This window comes from Micromonospora chalcea (assembly GCF_028768405.1).
Lineage (GTDB): Bacteria > Actinomycetota > Actinomycetes > Mycobacteriales > Micromonosporaceae > Micromonospora > Micromonospora chalcea.
In genome coordinates this window covers 4,612,332-4,631,180 of the sequence record NZ_CP118233.1, presented here as the reverse complement: position 1 = coordinate 4,631,180, position 18,849 = coordinate 4,612,332, and the positions used below count along the sequence as shown (strand labels likewise).

At 72.4% G+C, this 18,849-nt stretch carries 15 protein-coding genes; 2 read left to right on the top strand and 13 right to left on the bottom strand.

Annotated elements, in window-relative coordinates:
- The first annotated feature begins 11 nt into the window (after positions 1 to 11).
- A complete protein-coding gene (locus tag PVK74_RS20510) occupies positions 12 to 1,286 on the top strand; it encodes a glycosyltransferase family 4 protein (protein ID WP_274477023.1) in 1,275 nt (424 codons plus the stop codon).
- A gap of 88 nt (positions 1,287 to 1,374) precedes the next feature.
- Here PVK74_RS20510 and PVK74_RS20505 read toward each other — a convergent pair whose 3' ends face one another.
- The 4 genes from PVK74_RS20505 to PVK74_RS20490 all read right to left on the bottom strand — a co-directional run bounded on the left by PVK74_RS20505 (position 1,375) and on the right by PVK74_RS20490 (position 4,384).
- Complete coding sequence (locus PVK74_RS20505) at positions 1,375 to 2,097, bottom strand: CDP-alcohol phosphatidyltransferase family protein (RefSeq protein ID WP_113974514.1); 723 nt, start codon at positions 2,095 to 2,097, stop codon at positions 1,375 to 1,377.
- Entirely contained in the window at positions 2,072 to 3,139 is a 1,068-nt protein-coding gene (locus tag PVK74_RS20500; protein WP_166456769.1) for an iron-containing alcohol dehydrogenase family protein, read from the bottom strand. The genes PVK74_RS20505 and PVK74_RS20500 overlap by 26 nt, the downstream gene beginning before the upstream one ends.
- On the bottom strand, positions 3,127 to 3,858 hold the full coding sequence (locus PVK74_RS20495; RefSeq protein WP_274479297.1) for a phosphocholine cytidylyltransferase family protein: 732 nt from the start codon (positions 3,856 to 3,858) through the stop codon (positions 3,127 to 3,129). The genes PVK74_RS20500 and PVK74_RS20495 overlap by 13 nt, the downstream gene beginning before the upstream one ends.
- Positions 3,859 to 3,928: 70 nt before the next feature.
- Positions 3,929 to 4,384: an NUDIX domain-containing protein gene (locus tag PVK74_RS20490; RefSeq protein ID WP_231915615.1), complete on the bottom strand. Its 456-nt coding sequence runs from the start codon at positions 4,382 to 4,384 to the stop codon at positions 3,929 to 3,931.
- 112 nt (positions 4,385 to 4,496) lie between these two features.
- Between PVK74_RS20490 and PVK74_RS20485 the strand changes: the two genes are divergently transcribed.
- On the top strand, positions 4,497 to 4,889 hold the full coding sequence (locus PVK74_RS20485) for a CBS domain-containing protein (protein ID WP_030499400.1): 393 nt from the start codon (positions 4,497 to 4,499) through the stop codon (positions 4,887 to 4,889).
- A 96-nt stretch (positions 4,890 to 4,985) separates the two neighbouring features.
- Here the strand turns inward: PVK74_RS20485 and PVK74_RS20480 are convergent, their stop codons facing one another.
- The 9 genes from PVK74_RS20480 to PVK74_RS20440 form a co-directional block, all read right to left on the bottom strand.
- Entirely contained in the window at positions 4,986 to 8,072 is a 3,087-nt protein-coding gene (locus tag PVK74_RS20480; RefSeq protein WP_113974516.1) for a malectin domain-containing carbohydrate-binding protein, read from the bottom strand.
- Between the two features lie 189 nt (positions 8,073 to 8,261).
- Complete coding sequence (locus PVK74_RS20475; RefSeq protein ID WP_043327759.1) at positions 8,262 to 9,305, bottom strand: glycoside hydrolase family 26 protein; 1,044 nt, start codon at positions 9,303 to 9,305, stop codon at positions 8,262 to 8,264.
- A gap of 141 nt (positions 9,306 to 9,446) precedes the next feature.
- Positions 9,447 to 10,379, bottom strand: coding sequence for a sulfotransferase family protein (locus tag PVK74_RS20470; protein WP_043327760.1), 933 nt, complete (start codon positions 10,377 to 10,379; stop codon positions 9,447 to 9,449).
- A gap of 28 nt (positions 10,380 to 10,407) precedes the next feature.
- Complete coding sequence (locus PVK74_RS20465; protein ID WP_043327761.1) at positions 10,408 to 12,021, bottom strand: oligosaccharide flippase family protein; 1,614 nt, start codon at positions 12,019 to 12,021, stop codon at positions 10,408 to 10,410.
- Positions 11,988 to 12,851 carry a sulfotransferase family protein gene (locus PVK74_RS20460; protein WP_043327762.1) on the bottom strand — a complete coding sequence of 288 codons (864 nt, stop codon included), beginning with the start codon at positions 12,849 to 12,851 and terminating at the stop codon, positions 11,988 to 11,990. The genes PVK74_RS20465 and PVK74_RS20460 overlap by 34 nt, the downstream gene beginning before the upstream one ends.
- Before the next feature lie 17 nt (positions 12,852 to 12,868).
- Positions 12,869 to 14,074 carry a hypothetical protein gene (locus PVK74_RS20455; RefSeq protein WP_210883899.1) on the bottom strand — a complete coding sequence of 402 codons (1,206 nt, stop codon included), beginning with the start codon at positions 14,072 to 14,074 and terminating at the stop codon, positions 12,869 to 12,871.
- On the bottom strand, positions 14,074 to 15,555 hold the full coding sequence (locus PVK74_RS20450; protein ID WP_069089222.1) for an O-antigen ligase family protein: 1,482 nt from the start codon (positions 15,553 to 15,555) through the stop codon (positions 14,074 to 14,076). Before PVK74_RS20450 ends, PVK74_RS20455 begins: the two co-directional genes overlap by 1 nt.
- Positions 15,552 to 16,559, bottom strand: a complete 1,008-nt coding sequence (locus PVK74_RS20445; protein WP_064448109.1) for a DUF3048 domain-containing protein — start codon at positions 16,557 to 16,559, stop codon at positions 15,552 to 15,554. The genes PVK74_RS20450 and PVK74_RS20445 overlap by 4 nt, the downstream gene beginning before the upstream one ends.
- On the bottom strand, positions 16,556 to 18,379 hold the full coding sequence (locus PVK74_RS20440; RefSeq protein ID WP_113974518.1) for a Wzz/FepE/Etk N-terminal domain-containing protein: 1,824 nt from the start codon (positions 18,377 to 18,379) through the stop codon (positions 16,556 to 16,558). Before PVK74_RS20440 ends, PVK74_RS20445 begins: the two co-directional genes overlap by 4 nt.
- Positions 18,380 to 18,849: the final 470 nt, after the last annotated feature.

Here is an 18,849-nt window from a genome sequence, read left to right as displayed (position 1 = left end):
CCTTCTTTCCCGTGAGAATCGTGGTGGCGCACAACCGGTACCGGGAAGCCCAGCCCTCCGGCGAGAACACCATCGTCGACGCGGAGATCGCCCAGCTCACCGCCGCCGGCGTGGAGGTGCTGCCGTTCCTGCGCAGCTCCGACGAGATCCCGTCGATGTCCAAGCCGGCCAAGGCGCTGCTGCCGATCTCGCCGATCTGGGCCCCGAAGGCCCAGCACGACCTCGACCGCCTGCTCACCGAGCACCGGCCGGACGTGCTGCACCTGCACAACCCGTACCCTCTGCTCTCGCCGTGGGTGGTGCGGACCGCGCACAAGCGCGGGGTGCCGGTGGTGCAGACGGTGCACAACTACCGGCAGGTCTGCTCCTCCGGGCTGTACTTCCGTGACGGCGTGATCTGCCAGGACTGCCGGGGCCGGGCGCTGGGCGTGCCGGCGATCGTGCACCGTTGCTACCGCAACTCGCGGGCGCAGAGCGCGCTGATGGCGACCACGCTCGCCGTGCACCGCCCGACCTGGAAGTCGGTGGACCGGTACATCGCGCTCACCACGGCTGTGGCTGATCATCTGCGCGACTACGGCATCCCGGACGAGCGGATCGTGGTCAAGCCGAACGCGGTACCCGACCCGGGCACACCGGCGCCGGTCGGGAACGGCTTCCTCTTCATGGGGCGGCTCAGCCCGGAGAAGGGGCTGGACCTGCTGCTCGCCGCGTGGCGGCGGCATCCGGTGGGTGCGCTCGGCCCGCTGCGCATCGCCGGTGACGGCGAGCTGCGCCCGCTCGCCGAGGCGGCCGCCGCGGAGCGGCCCGACGTGCTCTACCTGGGCCAGCTCGACCGCTCCGGGGTACGCGCGGCGCTGGCCGACAGCTCCGTGGTGCTGGCCACCTCCACCTGGCACGACGTGCTGCCCACCGTGATCATCGAGGCGCTGGCGTCCGGGCGGCCGGTGCTCGGCACCGCGCTGGGCGGCATCCCGTACCTGGTGGGCGCGGACGGCCCGCGCGAGCCCGCCGGCACCGGCCCGGCCGAGGTGGCCACCGCCGCGCCCGGCGACGGGCTGGTCGCGTTGCCGGTCGGGGTGCAGCGCGGCGAGGCGGGTTGGGTGGTGGCGCCGGAGGCGGACGCGCTGGCCGCCGCGCTGCCGCTGGCCGCCGCCGAGGCGGGGATGCTCGCCGGTCCGGCCCGATCCCGCTACGAGCGCACGTTCCACCCCGACGTGATCACCAAGCGCCTGATCGACATCTACGCCGGCCTGGCCGCCCCCGGAGGCCGCCCCGCGCGCTGAGCCCAGGTGTGCTGAGCCCAGGTGTGCTGAGCCCGGGTGTTAGGAAGGGCCCCTTTTTATGCACGAGGCGTTAAGAAGGGGCCCTTCCTTACCGCAGGGAGGCGCGGGCGGAGAAGGCGATGCTCGCCAGCAGGAAGCCACCGTTGACGATCGTGAACGCGACCATCACCCAGAACGCCAGCGCGGGCGCGAAGGCCAGCACCAGACCGGCCACGAAGATCACCGCACCGTAGTCGCGGACCAGCTTCACCAGGCGTACCGGGAGCGACGTCGAGGTGACCATGCTGGCCGCGTTCGGCCCGGACTGCATCACCGACGTCACCAGGTTGACCATCCAGGTGCCGGCGAACACCGCCACCAGCCACACCGGCGTGGACGGGCGCTGCGCCACCGCCGTCGCGCCGATGGCCGCGACCAGCGCGATCTGGGCGGCCACGTCGCAGAGCACGTCGATCCGGGCGCCGGCCGCGCTGCCCTGCCCGGTCACCCGGGCGAGCTGCCCGTCGGCGCAGTCCAGCGCGTACGCGATCTGCCACGCGACCAGCGCGAACAGCCCGACCGCCCAGGCCGCAACGGTGCCGGCGGCGACGTCGTCGGCGAGCGCCACCACGGTGACCGAGGCAGCCAGCCCCAGCACCAGGTTGGCCAGCGTCAGCGCGGTCGGGCGCAACCCCAGGCGCTGGGCGGCAAGCGCGAAGGCCGCCCCGATCCACTGACTGATCGACTCGCTGAACAAGCCGCCTCCCCGGTTGACCCGGTGGAAGTCGGCGACTGTGGGACGGGGCTCAGCCAATGTGGTCGCGGAGGGCACCGGCGTAGTCTGCCAGCCGCTCCCGCGTCTCGGTAGCGGACATCGCGAGGTGTTCGAGGATGGTGTAACGGTCCGGCCGGGTGGCCGGCGCGAACTGCACCGCCTCCACGAACTGGTCGTCGGTCAGCTCGACCTCGGCAGGCAGCCGGGGCAGCCCGTGCCGGGTCAGGCAGGCCGTCATCTCGGCGAACCGGCGCTCGTCGCCGCGCAGGTACGTGCAGAACAGCGCGCCGAGCCCGGCCAGCTCGCCGTGCGAGGCGGTGCCGGGGAAGAGCGCGTCGATCGCGTGCATGATCTCGTGGCAGCCGCCGCTGCACGGCCGGCTGGTGCCCTCGATCGCCATCGCCAGGCCACTGGAGATCAGCGCGTCGGCGAGCACCGTGACGAAGCCGTCGTCGTTCATGTCACCCGGGTGGTTGAGCACCGCCTCGGCGCCCGCGCGCGACAGCGAGGCGGCCAGCCCGTCGACCCGCTCACCGCGGACCCGCCGGGCCAGTTCCCAGTCCGCCAGCGCGCTGATGTTGCTGACCACGTCGCCGATGCCGGCCCGGTTGTGCCGCTCCGGCCCGGCCTCCACGAAGTCCAGGTCCACGATCACCGCGATCGGGATGTGCACCCCGTAGGACCCCTTCAGGCCCTCGGTGATCAGGCTCGCCACCGGGGAGGCGATGCCGTCGTTGGCGAGACTCGTCGCCACCGACACCATCGGCAGACCGCGCCGGGTCGCCGCGTACTTGGCCACGTCGATCGTCTTGCCGCCGCCGATGCCGACCACCGCGTCGTACGACCGGGCGCGCAGCTTCGTCCCCAGGTCGTCGGCGGCGTCCAGCGTCCCCCCGGCCACGGTGAACACGTCGGCCGAGCGCAACGACGGCCGGATCAGCTCGGCGATCCGTTCGCCCTGCCCCGGCCCGACCACCACGGCGACGTCGCCGCCGGCGGAGATCCGCCCGTCGGAGAGGATCGCCGCCAGGTCGGCCACCGCGCCCCGCCGCACGTCGATGTGCAGCGGGGTGAGGACGCTGCGGGCTAGTAGCGGCACGCGATCTCCCGCGCCCGGGCCAGATCGGCGTGGTTGTCGACCTCGACCCAGGAGACGTCACCGATCGGGGCCGCCCGCACCTCGCCGCCGCGCTCGGCGAACTCCTGGTAGCCGTCCTCGTAGTAGAGGTTCGGGTCGCGCCGCCAGGTCGCCTCCAGCGCGTCCGCGAGCGGCTCGGCCACCTGCGGCTCGATCAGCGTCGCGCCGATGTACTCGCCGTACGCCTCGCCCGGGTCCATCAGCTTGGTGATGCGGGTGAGCTGGCCGGCGGCGTCGAAGGTGGTCTTCATCTCCTCCTCGGCCAGCGGCTTGAGCGTGTCCACGGCGAGCAGGATGCCCGGCCCGCGCTCGGCCAGCAGCGTCTTCTCCACGCTCACCGGGTGCACGGTGTCGCCGTTGACGAGCAACACGCCCCGGGAGAAGTACTCGCGCGCCAGCCAGAGCGAGTACGCGTTGTTCCACTCCTCGGCCTTGTCGTTGTGGACCAGGGTGATCGTGACGCCGTACTTCTCCTCCAGGGCGGCCTGGCGCTGCCGCACCGCGTCGGCCGCGTAGCCGACCACGATCACGACCTCGTTCAGCCCCACCTCGGCGAGGTTGCGCAGCGCGATGTCGAGGATGGTGGTCTCCCCGTCGACCGGCACCAGGGCCTTGGGCAGGGTGTCGGTGTACGGCCGCAGCCGGCGCCCCGCTCCCGCGGCGAGCACCATCCCGATCATGCCGACACGCTCCTCTTCTCGACCCGATTCCACCCGGCGAGGATATCGCCGGGCGCCGACCGGCAGTGGTTCAGCCCGTCAGCCCGATCGAACGCAGCGCGGCGAAGCCGTCCTCGGCGATCCGCCGGATCAGCCCGTCGTTGACGTCCCGGTGCTCGTCGAGCAGGTCGACGTCCGACTCCGCCAGCCAGCGGAACTCGGTGTGCTTGCCGGCCTCCAGCCGAGGGCGGCTCAGATCGCCGTCCACCCGTACCAGGAAGTCGGTCTCCACCCGGGTCAGCCCGTCGTCGGCGGTGTAACGGTATTCGCCGACCAGGCCGAGCACGTGCGACACGGACCAGCCGGTCTCCTCGGTGACCTCCCGGCGCAGCGCGTCGTCGATCTCCTCGCCCGGTTCGAGGTGGCCGCCGACGATGTCCCAGCAGTTCGGGAAGAGGCGTCGGTCGGGGGATCGGCGTTGGATGAAGATGCGGCCGTCGTCGTCGACGATCAGCGCGCCGGCGCAGCGCAGGGGCTCGGTGGGCACCCTCCGACAGTAGCCATCCGCGCCGCCTCCGGCGATGCCCGTCCTTGTCCCGGTACGCATAGAGGGCCCACCATGTCCGTACTCAGTCGCCGTCCCACAGGGGTGATGTGTGATGCAGGTACGCGAAGCGATGTCCAGCGAGGTACTCGTGGTCGGGCCGGAGCACACGCTCCGGCAGGCGGCCCGGATGATGTCGGCCCGCGGTGTCGGGTCGGCGGTCGTGATCGACCCGGACTCCGAAGGGGTCGGGATCATGACCGAACGCGACGTGCTGAAGGCGATCGGTGCCGGGCTCGACCCGGATGTCGAGCGCACCGGCGCGCACCTGACCTGGGACGTCGTCTACGCCGGCCCGGACTGGACGGTCGAGGAGGCCGCCGCGGCGATGGCCCGGGGCGGTTTCCGGCACCTGGTCGTGCTCGACGGGCGTGAGGTGGCTGGAGTGATCTCGGTACGGGATCTGATGCGGGTCTGGGCGGGGCAGCACGCGCCGACCCGGAGCTGAACCGGGCCGGCGCGACGGGCGCCGGAGAAGGGCGATGGCCCGGCCGATACCGGCCGGGCCATCGTCGTGTGTGTTCTGTTTCGGTCGTGCCGCCCGTCAGGGGCCGACGAAGACCGAGGTGCCGCGCCAGTCCACGTCGTCGACGCTTGGACCGCTGCGCACCGTGGCGGTACCGGTCGGCACGCCGCCCGACCACGCCATCGAGGCGAGGTTGCCGGTGCTCCGGGAGACGACGTAGAGCGTGTCGCCGTCCAGGAACAGGCCGCCCGCGTCGGCGAAGCCGGTGGTGCCGGTGACCGTGTTGCGCTCGGCGCCGACGGTGCCGGTGTCCGGCGCGAACCCGCGCCAGAACAGCGTGCTCTGACCGGCCAGCGAGTAGTAGACCCGGCCCTTGGAGTAGAACATCGCGGTCACGTTCGGCAGTTCGGCGGAGAAGTTGCCGGTCATGCCGGCGTAGGTGGAGCCCTCCGGCGCGGAGCCGGTGACGACCAGGTCCCACTTCGCGTCGTGGTACGGGTCCAGCTTCTTCGCGGTGCCGAACTCGGTGCCGTCGAACGAGCGCTTGTAGAGGTCGCCGCCGACGCCGTAGAACAGGTCACCGCCGACCCAGAACGCGCCCTTGATGTTCGACCAGCCGGTGTTGTCGCCGTTCGGCACCGACATCGCGTTGCCGACCGAGGACGCGCCGTCGTACGTCCGCTTGGTGATGCTGTCCACCGTGGTGGACGGCGGCACCGGCGGCAGCTTGACGATCTCGATGGCCTGCACCAGCGGGTTCTCCAGGACGCGACCGAAGTCGATGTCGATGTTGCCGTCACTGGTGACCGGGAACGCCCGCATGGTGCCCCGGTTGGTTGCGCCGATCGCCGTGATCGGGTCGAAGTTGCTCAGCTTGACGACGCCGTCGATGCTGACGTTGAACTTGCGCTTGCCGGCGGTGGCGGTACCGGCGTAGCGGTTCGCCAGGTAGAGGCGCACCTGCACCGGCGTGCCGGCCGGAACCGGGAAGTCCCACTGCATGTCCGGCGCGGTCGACTCGTCCCACCGCTCCGAGTTGAACAGCTCCACCGGCGTGCCGGCCGGCACGGTGGCGTCGAGCGCGGCGTTGGTGGTGTAGCTGGTCACCTGGCTGCCGGTGTTGTGGTAGGTGCTCGGCGCGGCGGCGGTGTCCGCAGCCCAGGCCGGCCCGCTCGGCGCGGCCATCTGGTCGCCACCGGCGTTGACCCGGTAGAGCACGTCCGAGGCGTCCGGGGTGGGCGCGGTCTTGACGATCTCGATGCCGTGGACCAGCGGGTTCTGGACCACCCGGCCGAAGTCGATGTCGACCACGCCGTCGCTGACCAGGGAGATCGACTGCATCGTGCCGCGGTCGGTGCCACCGGCGGCCACGACCGGGTCGAAGTCGTTCAGCTTGAGCACGCCGTCGACGCTGACGTCGAACTTGCGGTTACCCGGCTTGCTCGTGCCGGACCAGCGGTTGGCCATGTAGATCCGGACGTCGATCCGGGTGCCGGCCGCGACCGGGATGTCCCACTGCATGTCCGGCGCGGTCGACTCGTCCCACCGCTCCGAGTTGAACAGCGTGGCCGGCGTGCTCGCCGGCACGGTGGCGTCGAACGTGGCGTTCGTCGGGTACGTGGTCACGCTGTTGCCGGTGTTGTGGTACGGGCTCGGCGAGGCCTCGCTGTCGGCGGCCCAGTCCGGCCCGCCGTCGGTGGCCGGGATGGCCGGACCGCCGGCGTTGACCCGGTAGAGCACCTCGGTCTGCGCCGCGCGACCGGCCTGGTAGACGTTGCCCGGCAGGCCCTTGGTGCTGGTCGAGTGCGGGGCGTTGCCACCGGCCAGCGGGAAGAACGCGAGCCGCTTGCGCTGGTAGTCGAAGTCGCCGATGTACTCCTGGTCGCTGCCCAGCCAGAGCCCCTCCGGGGTCACCAGCATCTCGGTTACGCCGTAGCCGCGCGGGTGGCGGCCCGGGTTCCAGGACAGCGGCAGGCCGCTGACCGGGTCGAGGGCGGCGATGCTGGCACGCGGCACCGCGCCCGGTCCGGCCTTGTCCCGGGCGAGCGGGTTGTTCGACCAGCGGAAGTGGCCGCCGACGTAGATGGCCTTCTCGCTGATGCCGACGGAGAGGAAGGTGTCGCCGCCGCTGAAGTTCGTCCAGGTCGGCTTCTGGCCGGCGCCGGTGGCGTCGGTCTCCCAGCGGGCTGCGGAGTCACAGAGCGTGCCGGGGTAGGACGCGCCGGTGGTGACCACCACGAAGTACTTGCTGTCCGGGGAGAACTGGACGTCGCGCACCCACGAGTCGAACGCGGTGTACTTGCAGGCCGCGGCGTAGCTGTCGGTGTTCCAGTCGGCGATGGTCGCGGAGTTCTCACCGAGGTTGATCCGCACGATCTGGTCGTGCACGACGCCGTCGGCCTTCTTGAAGTTGCCGATGACCACGAGGTGCTTGCCGTCCGGCGAGACGGTGAACTTCTCCACGCCCACACCGGCCGAGGCCCCGTTGTTGGTCGGGGTCCAGTTGTGGTTCTCGGTCAGCGCCACGGTGAGGTAGTCGTCCACCGCGCCGGTGGTCGGGTTCAGCGAGGCCAGCCCGTTGCGGTTGGTCGTCGCGGTGACGGTGGTGAAGATGCCGCCGACGAGCAGGTGGCCGTCGACGAGCGCGATGTCGCTGACGGTGCCGTTGAACGCCGGGCCCTTGAACCCTTCGACGGGGGTGCCGTCGGCGACGTTCAGCAGCGCCAGCTTGCGGAAGTTCTTGTCGCCGACCTTGTTGAACTTGCCGGCCACGTAGACGGTGCCCGGGGTCGGGCCGGCGATGATGGCGGTGACGTCGTTGTCCAGCACCGGCGCGAACGCATTGTCGATCTTGCCGGTGGCCTTGTCGAAGGCGAGCAGCCCGCGCCGGTCGACCGGAGTGGGTGAGGAACCCCGGTTCTGCGCGTTGGTGAACGAGCCGCCGACGATCACCTTGCTGCCGGCGTCGTGGATGGCCACCACGTTGCCGTCGTTGATGTTCGGCGTCTTGTCCGACGGCACCTCGCCGACCATCGTGCTGTGGTCGGGCGCGGGCGCGGTGGTCGGCGCGGCGAGCGCCGGCACCGGTGTGAACAGGGTGGCGATGCCGAGTACGGCAGCGCCGAAGGCGGACACCGAGCGGTGTCTCAGGATCGAGGAAGCCACAGGCTACTCCGGGGGGAATACGTCGGAGGCGCTGCGATCGTGGCCGGTGCCGACTTGAGGCGGGGCGTCACTCGACCGACCGCAGACGTGAGAGCAATACCTTCTCGCATTCGCCGGTCGCGCGTCCACCCGGGATCGGCCTTTTTGGCCGAGGAAACGGCCCGGGTCGCACGAAAAGACGAGCGACTATCACTCGCCGGACACGGAGGGTGTCCCTGAGGGGACGCTCAGGTCGGGCATCGGCGGCTGGAAGTACGGATCCGTCGCCATCTCCCGGAAGACCTTCTCGCTTTCCGGGTCGTCGCCGAACGTGCTGTCGTAAATCGGCTTCTGCGTCTGCTTCGCCGCGAAGTAGACCGCCGCCTTGATCTGCGGGTGCTTCTTCAGGTACGGCCCGACCTCGCGCATCCAGTCGGCCCGCTGGCCCGGACGCCCGTCCTGGGTCAGGCCGAACTCGCCGATGACGACAGGCCGCGGGTGCTTCTTGGCGAACGCCATGAAGTGGTCCATGCGATTGGAGAAGCTGTTCCACTCCGGGCTGGGATAGACGTCGGCGCAGAGCCAGTCGACCTGGTCGTCGCCGGGGTAGTAGGCGGCGGCCCGGCGCTGCGGCTCGGCGAAGCCGTCCGCGTGCGGGCACCACACCCAGGCCGCGTTGGTGACGCCCATCTCCGTGAAGATGCCGCGGACGTGCTTCCACGCGGCGACGTAGTCCTCCGGCGAGTGCATGCTCGCGGCCAGGTTCGGCCGGTCCATCTCCCACCGGTAGCGCAGCAGCACCGGAACGCCGAACTCCTTGACGTCGCGCGCGCGTTCCCGGATCAGCGTGTCGTAGATGCCGCTGACCGTGGAGCGGGTGTCGGTGCCCTGCCAGGAGATCATCTGGAGCCTGCCCCGGGCCTGGAACGCCCGCTCGCTGGCGCCCGGGAACGGCTCGTTCCACTCGTGGAACATGTGCGCGATGGCGAGTGTGCCGCCGGCGGCCCGGTTGAACTCGTCGAACGCGGCGGCCCGCCCGGTGGCGGTGTGGTACTGCGGCTTGACCCAGGTGCCGAGCCAGGCGCCCTGCTCCGGCGGCTCCGGCCCGCGGCCGGTGGTGCGGACCGGCGCGGTCCGCGGCGTCACGGTCGGTGGAGGCGGCGCCGCCGTGGTCCCCTCGTCGGACCGTTCGGAGCCGATCTCACAGGCCGTCACGGCCGGTGCCAGCAAGGCCAGGCCCAGCACGGCAGCCATCGTCAGTCGTAACCGTCGTACCACCGCAACCTCTCCCCAGGACGGTCGCCGGCCACGGTGGGGCCCTGACGGATCCGCGTGAGCGGAGAGGCACGCCGGGCCGGGCGGGCGACCCCTGGCACTCTACCCGGGGAGGAGCGCTCAGGCGGGGTAGCCGAGCTCGGTCAGCAGCGGTCCGGCCTGCGCCAGCACATCGGCCAGATCCTTTTCGGTCAGTCGCTGCCGCCAGCGCCCCACCGAGCCCGGCCGGGCCTTGGCGAAGCGGGCGTGCAACGCCGCCCGGCCGGCCGGGTCGCGTACCTCCAGGAAGTCGGCGACCACCTCGGCGGCCTCCGCCGGCCGGGTGACGACCTCCTCGTAGCGCAGGTGCCGCACCCGGTCCGCGGGCAGCTCGGCGAGCTGGGTGAGCGCGCTGCTGGTGAAGCGCCGCCACATCCAGGCCGACCGGCCCAGGTCGGAGACCTGCGTGAACTCGTCGCGCCGCTCCGGCTCCACCCAGAACCGCGGCGCGGCGCCCCAGGGCGTACCGCCCCGGCCGCTGCGACCGGTGCCGGTGGACGCGGCGTTCAGCCAGGGCTGCTCGGCGTGCGACACCGCCACGTCCCGGCCGTCCCGGTAGACGTGCAGGAAGACCGCGTCCGGGAAGACCTCGGTCAGGAACGGCACGATGAAGCAGTTCTCCGGGTCCTTCTCGGCGAAGCGCAGTCCACCGTGCCCGGACGCGGCGAGCAGCGCGCCGTAGTAGCCCCGGAAGTAGCGGGCCGCCCGCTGCGGCGTCCAGCTTCCCTCGTAGACACAGCGGGCGACCGCCTTGGTCAGGCGCGGCTCGAAGTGGTACGACACGTCCGGCAGCGCGCCGACGCAACTGCCCAGGAACGTGGTGCCGGAACGCGGGGCCCCCAGGATGAAGATCGGGCGCTCCACCTTCAGCGTGAGGCGGCGGTTGCCCGCCTCCACCGGCCGTTCCAGCTCGCGGCGTTCCTTGCGGTCCGCCAGCAGGCCGACCGCGGCGAGCTTCGCGGCCTTCACGGTGGACAGCCCGGAGTGCGGGGCGAGGGGGGAGTCGCTGGTCATCGAAGGTCCCATCGGTGCGCAGGATCGGTCAGGACTGGGCGGCCGGGTCCGACCCGGCGCGGTTGCGGCCGCGGCGAAGGGACCGCAGCGCGTCGAGGTTCAGCGTGCGCCGCCAGCGCCAGACACCCGCCGCGTACGCGGCCAGGCCGACGGCGCTCACCAGCGCGAGCACCGGCGGCGTGGCGTCGAGCAGGCTCGCCGCGCCCAGCGGCAGGCCCAGCGCCACGACGGCGAGCGCCATCGCGGTACGGGTGCCGGCGCCGAACGGGTGCAGCCGCATCGACCACCAGAGCTGGGTCAGCGGCACCAGGTTGGTGACCAGGATCGAGATCGTCCAGGCCAGAGCCGCGCCGAGGATGCCGAACCGCGGGATGAGCAGCAGGTTGCCGACCACGTTGAGCACGGTGCCGGTCATCGCGTTGTAGAACGTCCACGCGGTGCGCCCGGCCATGTTGAGCACCATGTCGACCATGCCGCATCCGGTGGCCAGCAGCATGGTCAGCGCCAGCAGCACCACGACCCGGCGGCCGTCGGCGTAACCGGCGCCGAAGAGCGCCAGCATCGGCGTCGCGAAGGCCGCGAAGATCAGGTACGCGGGCCAGGAGAGGATCACCAGCCAGCCGGTGGCGACCTGGTAGAGCTGGCCCGCCTCGGCCCGGTCGTTGCGGGCGAACGCGGCGGCCAGCCGGTGCTGCACCGAGCTGGACAGCGCGACGCTGGAGAGCTGGCCCAGCGCCAGGAACCGGGTCGCCGCCGTGTAGATGGCCGCCTCGGCCGGCCCGCGCAGCGCGCTGAGCAGCACGATGTCCAGCCGCTGCACCACGATCGCGGCCAGGCTGCTGACCGCGCGCGGTCCGGTGAAGCGCCAGAACGGCCCGGCCAGCTCACGCGCCGGCACCGGCCGGGTCACCTGCCGCCCGGCCCGGCCGACGAGCCGGCTCAGCCAGAACAGCGCGACCACCGCGGCGAGCAGGTACGGCACCACCCAGGCCAGCGGCAGCGCGACGGTGGCGGACAGCCCGAGCCAGGCGGCCACCGCCACGGCCAGGAACTGCACCAGCGTGCGGCCGAGTCGCTCCACTGTCAGCAGCGGGCGCATCTGGCCGAAGCCCCGGCAGGCGGCGAGCGCGTAGTCGTTGAGCGCGGCCAGCGGCACGAACGCCAGCAGGATGCGCAGCGCGGTCACCGCCTCCGGCCCGGCCTCCGGCATGGTGGCCCGGGCCAGCGCCGGCGCGGCCAGCCAGCCGGCGAGGCCGAGCAGCGCGCCGACCGCGAGCACCGGCAGCAACCCGACCAGGATCGTGCCCCGGATCTGGTCGCGGCGGTCCAGCGTGCGCTGGCGGCTGACGAAGTAGACGGTGCCGACGTCGGTGCCGAGCCGGGCCGCCGACGCGGCGATCATGAACGCGCTGGTGGCCGCGAAGAACATGCCGGCCTCGCGGACGGACCAGCCCCGGGCGATGACGATGTTGAGCCCGAACCCGGCCACCGCGGCCAGGCCGACACCGACCAGGTTCGCGAAGCCCTGCCGGGCCGCGCCGCCGAGCCCCGCGCCCGGCCCGGGCGGCGGTGCGGTGAGCGTCGGGGTGCCGCCGGCGTCCGGCCGGGTCACCGCCGCCACGACGGCACGCGTCCCCACCACGCCGCCAGCCGCTCGTCGTACGGGGCGAAGTGGTCCTCCAGCCGGGCCCGCAGCTCCGCCGACATGGGCGAACGGGACCGCGAGTTGTGCTTGCCGAACGCGATGTCCGCCCAGCGGGGCAGCCCGAGGAAGTCGCAGACCGCGTCGAAGGACGGGCGCGGGTCGGCGAAGAAGTCGTCGCTGTCGATGACGTGCATCCGCTCCCGCCCGACGAGCGCCTCCAGCCGCTCCAGCTGCTCGATGTAGCGGCCCCGGGCCAGGTACGCGTTGTGCTGCAGGTGCTCGCTCGCGTACGCGGCCGAGCGGATCATCCGCTCCCGCTCGCCCGCGGTCCGCTGCTCCTCCAGCGCCAGCGCCCGCTCGAAGTCAGACTCGGTCTCGTAGCCCCGCGCCAGCTCGTGCGAGTGCGCCGAGTACGCCCGCTCTACCGGGTCACGCAGCAGCACCAGCAGCTTCACCGAGGGCAGGTCCTTGGCGATGCGCTGCCCGGCCAGGGGGTGGAACATGTAGTACGGGCTGGACTCGCCGGTGATCCCGCGTACCCCGATCTGGGCCTTGACCGCCTCGGCCTTGGCCGTGGTGGGGAAGTGCCCGAGGTACCAGTTCATCCCCCGGTGGTAGTCCATGTCGAAGTAGTGCACGCCCTTGTGGTACGCGGGCGGCAGCACGCCGGGGTGCTGCGAGAGCGTCTTGAAGAGCGAGGTGGTGCCGCAGCGCTGCGCCCCCACGATCAGGAATCCCGGCACCATCCGTGAACCGGCGGTCAACCGACCGACCGTCCGGCTCACCGACTTCACCGCGCGGAGCGCCTGCTCCCTGGCCACCGTCACGTCCCCACTCCTCACTCTCACCGGGCCCGGCGGGCCAGGTGTTCCTCCACGGCGGGCAGCAGCCAGGTGTCGACGTGCCCCAGTCGCGCACCCGCCTCCGCCTGCCGGTCGCGCAGGTAGCGCGCAGCCAGCTCCACCAGGTAGAGCACGGCGACCAGATCGGCGCCCCCACCGGTCTGGTCGAACGGTGCCAGGGTTGCCCCGGAGCCGGCGATCAGCGCACGCGCGGCCTCGACCGGTTCCACCCCGTCGTGGCTCATCGCGCCCTGCACCGCCAGGTGCAGCGCGTCGTACCCGGCCGGCACGTCCGCCTCGAACCGCTCCCAGTCCCAGACCAGCACCCGGCCGTCGGCGAGCACCGCGCTGTTGCCGCCGTTCCAGTCCCCGTGCCACGCGCCGAAGGCGACCACCGGGTCGGCGTCCGCGACGGACTTCAGCACCGCGCGCAGCCGCCCGGCCTCCGGCCGGGGTCCGAGCGCGTCCACCGCGGCGGTGAGCCGGGCCGCGTGCCCGCTGGCCGCCCACGACTCCCGGCGTACGCCGAGACAGCCGGCGACCGCCACCATGGCCGCGCGTTCGGCCGCCTGCGCGGCGGCCGGGGCGGCCCGGGGCAGCCGCACCGGCAGCGCCTCCTGCACGAGCAGCGCGTGCCCGTGCCAGTCGCCGTGGTGGCGTACCCCGGCCAGGACCACCGGGCCGAGCGGCACCTCGGCGAGGCGGCGCAGCGCGTCCGCCTCCGCGTGCACGAGCGCGCGGGTCAGCGGGTCGACGCCGAGTTTCGCGTACCCGAGGGCCCGGCCGTCCGGGGCGAGCAGTTGCAGCACCGGCTTGCGGTTCGCGCGGGCCGGCCCGATGTGCAGGCTGACCAGCGCCGGCTCACCCAGCACCTCGGCCAGGTGCGCGTCCAGCCCGCCGCCGTCGACGACCAGCCGGTCGCGGAAGACGAGCGGCCCGAGACCGAGCCGGAACGCGGTGGCGAGGCCCTGCCGGACCAGCTTGGCCTTGCGGCCGACGGCCTCGGTGGAGTGCCGGACCGCGCTCGCCGCCGCCCGGCCGGAGCCGGTGGGCACGAGCAGCCGGGGGCGGGCCGCCGAGGGCACCACCACCCAGCCGGCGCCGCCGCGGCGCAGGCTGGGCTCGGCCGGCGCGGGCCAGATCAGCCCGGCCAGTTCACCGAGGTACGCGGCACGGCCGTCGCCGTCCGGGGGTACGCGGAACACCATCAGCGGTCACCGGTCGCTTCCAGCCGGGCCCGTAGCCCGGCGATCGTGCCCTGCGGTGGCGCGGGCGCGAGCGACCGGCGGATCCGGTCGTTGCGGGCCAGCAGGGCGACAGTGATCAGGGCGTAGGCGAGGGTTGCTTCCATCGCACCGTAGGTGAACTGGAAGAAGAGCATGAGGATGAGCACGAGCGTGCCGGCGATCCCGATGGCGCTGTGGTCGCGCCGGTAGCGCCAGATGCAGTAGATGAAGAACGCGTTGTAGCAGATCGCGCCGACCCAGCCCTGCCCGACGAGCAGCGCCCAGACCTGGCCGTTGCTGCCCAGCTCCCGGTTGCCGCACTGCTTGCAGTCCTCGGACTTGCCGATGGCGATCGACCGGTTGCTGCCGATCAGCGCCCGGTTGCCGCCGTAGCCGAGGATCGGCGACTGGTTGGCCGCCCGGACCGCGCCCTGCGACAGGGTGGTGCGGATGTCGTCGCTGTGCCCGTTCTGCAGGCGTTCGTCGAAGGTGCGGCCGAGCGGGGTCGCGACGATCAGCACGCCGATCAGTCCGACCGCCAGGGCGAGCCCGCCGAGCACCACCATCCGGCCGCGCAGCGCGAGCCGCAGCGCCACGTACGCGGCGGCGATGCCGAGGCCGATCCAGAGTCCGCGGTTGAGGGAGTAGACGATCGGGAAGATCGCCGCCAGCGCGATGGCCACGCCGGCGGTACGGCGCAGCGGCTTGCCCAGCACCACCCAGCCGACGATCAGCCAGACCAGCAGGATCGCGGTGTTCTGGCCCCACGAGTTCGTGTAGGTGAACGGCGCGGACGGGCGGGGCGAGCTGGCCTCCCCCTCGATCACCTGCTGCACCTGGGCGAACTTGATCTCCATGAGCGAGGTGACGTACGGGTGGCCGGCGATCGACTGCGGCAGCACGAACCGCAGCGGCGCGACGAACCTGAGGTTCGGGAAGAGCGAGCCGATCCAGCCGCCGAGCACCACGACCACGCCCATGAACCCGAACAGCCGCACCATCCGCCGCTGGGACAGCTCCCGTTCGCGCAGGTTGTAGACGTAGAGCATGGTCACTGTCATCGCGACGTAGTTGGCCAGCCGGATGCCCCAGCCGATGTACTTGCCGCTGCCGCCGGGCGGCAGCGTGTTCGGCGCGGTGAGGTCGAGGGTGAGCACGGACAGGAACACCCAGAGCAGCAGGACCATCCAGATCCCGAAGCCGGGCGGCACCCGGACCGGGCCGCGTTTGCGCATCTGCGCCACCATCGGCACCGCGAAGATGACGAACACGAAGCTCGACACGCCGAGCACCCACCACAGCGGGTACAGCAGGAAGACCGCGATCAGCGGCCATGCCGTCGGCAGCCGCCACGACCAGCCCTCCGGCCGTACCCGCACCGGGCGGAGGCGGTTCCCGCCGGGCGACACCGCGGCGAGCGGAACCGACCCGCGCGCGGTACGGGGCGGGGTGGCGGTGCTCATTTCACGGAGACCTTGGCGGTGGTCGGCGCGTAGATGACCCACGCGTTGCCGGGCTGGGGGCGCAGCAGGTCGCCGCCGGTGTCGGCGAGCGTGCAGAGCAGGGGCAGGCCGGGCTTGCGCCACCGGCCCTTGGCGCTGTTCGGCCCGGACACGGCGAGCACCGCGCCCTCACCGAAGACGTTCGCCGAGGGCAGCGAGCGTGGGGACGGGTTGCGTACGTCGAGTGTGCGGTACTCCATCGTCAGCACGATGACGGAGGCGGCGGTCACGGTGACCTTGCCGATCTTGCCGGCCCAGACGGACTTCGCCTGGTCGTACCGCCAGACCATCGGCGGACCGCCGGAGACGGTGACGGTGAGTTCGGTGGCGGGCGCGAGGTCGCGGGTGGCGAGCGCCTCGCCGTCGGTGGCGTGGTCGATCGGCGCAGGGGGCGGCTGGCCCCCCTTCGGGGCGGCCTTGAGCAGCGCGGCGGTCGACGTGTAGTCGCCGGAGAACACCTTGCTGTCGTCGTCGGGCGTGACGCCGTTGAGGTCGGAGTTCTCGAACTGGGTGAGGAAGCCGGTGGGGCCGCCGTTGTAGCCGACGAACGGGCGCAGCACCGTGAGCGACCGGATGTCGACCGGCCGGATCTCGGTGACCGGGCCGATCTTGGTGGCGTCCTTGGAGTGGAACACCGCGGTCAGGTGCAGCGTGTCCGACTCGGCGAACTCGGCGTAGACCAGGTCGGCGGCGTCCAGGCCGGCCGGTGTGGTCGCGGGGCTCACCCGCAGCGGCACCGCGACCGCCTGGCGGGTCGTCGCGGCCGGGGTGCTGACCGGAGCGCCGGTCAGCGGGCCCTTGGGCAGGGTCGGCGAGGCGCTGGCCGCGGACGGCGAGGCGGTGACGTCGCCCGGGTCCACCACCTGGACCTTGCCCGGCTTGGGCTCGGGCTCACTGCACCCGGTCCCGACGCCGAGGACGACGGCGGGGGCGATGGCGGCGCGGAGCATCTGCCGACGGTTCACCCCAGGTCCTCGCCGGAGTCGAGGGCGTAGCTGCGGCCGTCGCCGTCACCCCGGGAGCGGTAGGTGCCGCCGGTGCCGTTGAGCGGCACCGGCTTGCCTCCAGCGGCGGGCGGGGTGGCCTTGCCGGGCATCTGCGGCGCCGGAGCGGCCGGCTTCGCCGGGGCGGGCCGGGACGACTGCATGCGCGGCAGCACCATGGTCGACTCGGCGGACGGGCCGGGGCTGGGCCGGGGCTTGGGCCGGTTGGCCGGGGCAGCCGGGGCGCTCGACGCGTTCGACCCACCGGACGTCGCCGGGCGGGTGGCGCCGGCGGGCGGTTCGGGCAGGCGCGGAGCCAGCACGGCGCCGATCACCGGCGCGTTCACCTGCTCGAACTGCTGGAGGGCGGCGGTGATCTCACCGCTACGGGTCTTGCCCGCCTCGGCCACCATGATCACCGCGTCGACGTACCGGCCCAGGGCCTGGGCCTCCACGGCGAACGTGGGCTGCGGGGTTTCGATGATCACGTGGTCGAAGCGCGCGGACAGCTCGTGCAGGATCTCCAGCAGCCCGGCGACCGGCAGTTCGACATCGGCGTCCAAGTCGCCCGGCACCAGCACCCGGAGCTGGCCCAGCCCCGGCACCGGCGCGAGCGCCTTGAGCGGGGGCACGTCGCGGCGCAGCACCGAGGCGAGGCTGTGCCGCCCCTCGGCCACGCCGGTGATGGCGCCCACCGCCGAGTCGGGCTTGGTGGTGATCAGCGCGACCTGCTGGCCGGTACGGGCGTACGAGGCGGCGAGGTTGGCGGCGACGAACCCGGCGGCGGCGCCGGACGAGGCCTCACAGAGCAGCAGTTGGCGCCCGCGCCCGCCCTGTGCCGCTTCGGGCACCGCGGAGAGCAGCACGTTGCGCAGCCGGCCCAGCTCGCGGGAGGCCCGGTGGGTGGCCGGCAGGACTGCGAGCGACAGCGCGCGCGAGGGCAGTTCCACCAGCAGCGGCAGGCCGACCCGGTCGGAGATGTCGCGTCCGCGGCGGATCCGGGTGTCGAGCCGGTCCAGCACCAGCGCCAGCACGATGCCGAGCAGCAGGCCCGCGCCCATGCCGCTGGCGAGGTTGAGCGTGCGGTTCGGCGAGCTGGGCCGCTCCGGCAGCCGGGCGTCGGAGATGATCTCGCCGGGGTCGGAGCCGGCCGCGGTCAGCGGGTTGAGCCGGTTGTACAGCTGGCCGATCTGGTTGGTGACGAGCTGGCGGTCGGCGTCGGCCCGCTCGCGCTCGGGCGAGTTGGACGGCGCCGCCGCGATCCGCCCGGCGATCGCGCTCAACTGCTTCTGCAGGTCGGCGATCTGCTGCTTGAGCGCGTTGGTCTCGTTCTCCAGCGACTTCTGCGCGGTGGCCTTGCGCAGGTCCAGGTAGGCCTGGGCGAACGCGTGCGAGCCCGACTGGGCGCCCTCGGGGCTGTTCGCCTCGTACGCCACCTGGAGGATCTGGCTGTTCGGCGGGACCTTGACGGTCACCGACTTGACGAGCTGGTCGGCCCCGGTGTCGACCTTCATCAGCGCCTTGGCCCGCTCGGCCACCACGAGCGAGCGGACCACCTGGGCCTCGGTGTCGAGGTTGACCTTGGCGTTGGGGTTGTTCTCCGCGCCCGAGCCGAGCGGGCGCACCAGCAGCGAGGTGGTCGAGGTGTAGCGCGCCTCCTGGATCTGGCTCAGCGCCACCCCTCCGCCCAGGCCGAGGACCGCGGCGAGCAGCAGGATCCACCAACGGCGGCGCAGCCAGCCCAGGTAGGCCATCAGGGCAAGACCGTCGGCGTCGCTCTCGGCCAAATGGGGTGAGGGCATCAGAGTCTGTCGCTCCCTTTCGACCGAGCCGGGCAGTCCACGGCACAGCTGGACCTGACCGTGGCCTTGAGTGTCCCCGATCCGAACGACGAGGGAAAGTCTGCTCACGTTCCGGTAAGCCTGCCCGGGTGTGGGCAGCCCGCGTAGAAATGGCCGATCGGCGCTGACCATTCGGCGGGTTTCCCGGTGCCGGGCCCGACTTGCCCCCGGTAAGCCGGCGTCGTCGCCGGCTCTCGCGCGGAGCGGTGACGGAATCCTGACACATCTCACTTCGTCCGGGTGTCCCGGCCCGTGGTCCGGGCGCGGCCGGGCTGACCTGCCCGACGGCCGGTCGACGCGCATCCCGTTGACGGGAATCGCGAGGTGAGCCGACCGGCGAGCCAGGATCCGTCCAATGGCCCCTTCAGTTGCCCACGGGCCCGCCAGTAGGTTGTCAGGACGCGTCCGAGGGGCATTCACAAAAATCCGGA

Excerpts from the sequence above, each read along its gene's own strand:
- PVK74_RS20495 (WP_274479297.1), bottom strand. The coding sequence starts at position 3,858 with ATGATCGGGATGGTGCTCGCCGCGGGAGCGGGGCGCCGGCTGCGGCCG.
- PVK74_RS20485 (WP_030499400.1), top strand. The coding sequence starts at position 4,497 with ATGCAGGTACGCGAAGCGATGTCCAGCGAGGTACTCGTGGTCGGGCCG.
- PVK74_RS20475 (WP_043327759.1), bottom strand. The coding sequence starts at position 9,305 with ATGGCTGCCGTGCTGGGCCTGGCCTTGCTGGCACCGGCCGTGACGGCC.
- PVK74_RS20470 (WP_043327760.1), bottom strand. The coding sequence starts at position 10,379 with ATGACCAGCGACTCCCCCCTCGCCCCGCACTCCGGGCTGTCCACCGTG.
- PVK74_RS20455 (WP_210883899.1), bottom strand. The coding sequence starts at position 14,074 with ATGGTGTTCCGCGTACCCCCGGACGGCGACGGCCGTGCCGCGTACCTC.
- PVK74_RS20450 (WP_069089222.1), bottom strand. The coding sequence starts at position 15,555 with ATGAGCACCGCCACCCCGCCCCGTACCGCGCGCGGGTCGGTTCCGCTC.
- PVK74_RS20440 (WP_113974518.1), bottom strand. The coding sequence starts at position 18,379 with ATGCCCTCACCCCATTTGGCCGAGAGCGACGCCGACGGTCTTGCCCTG.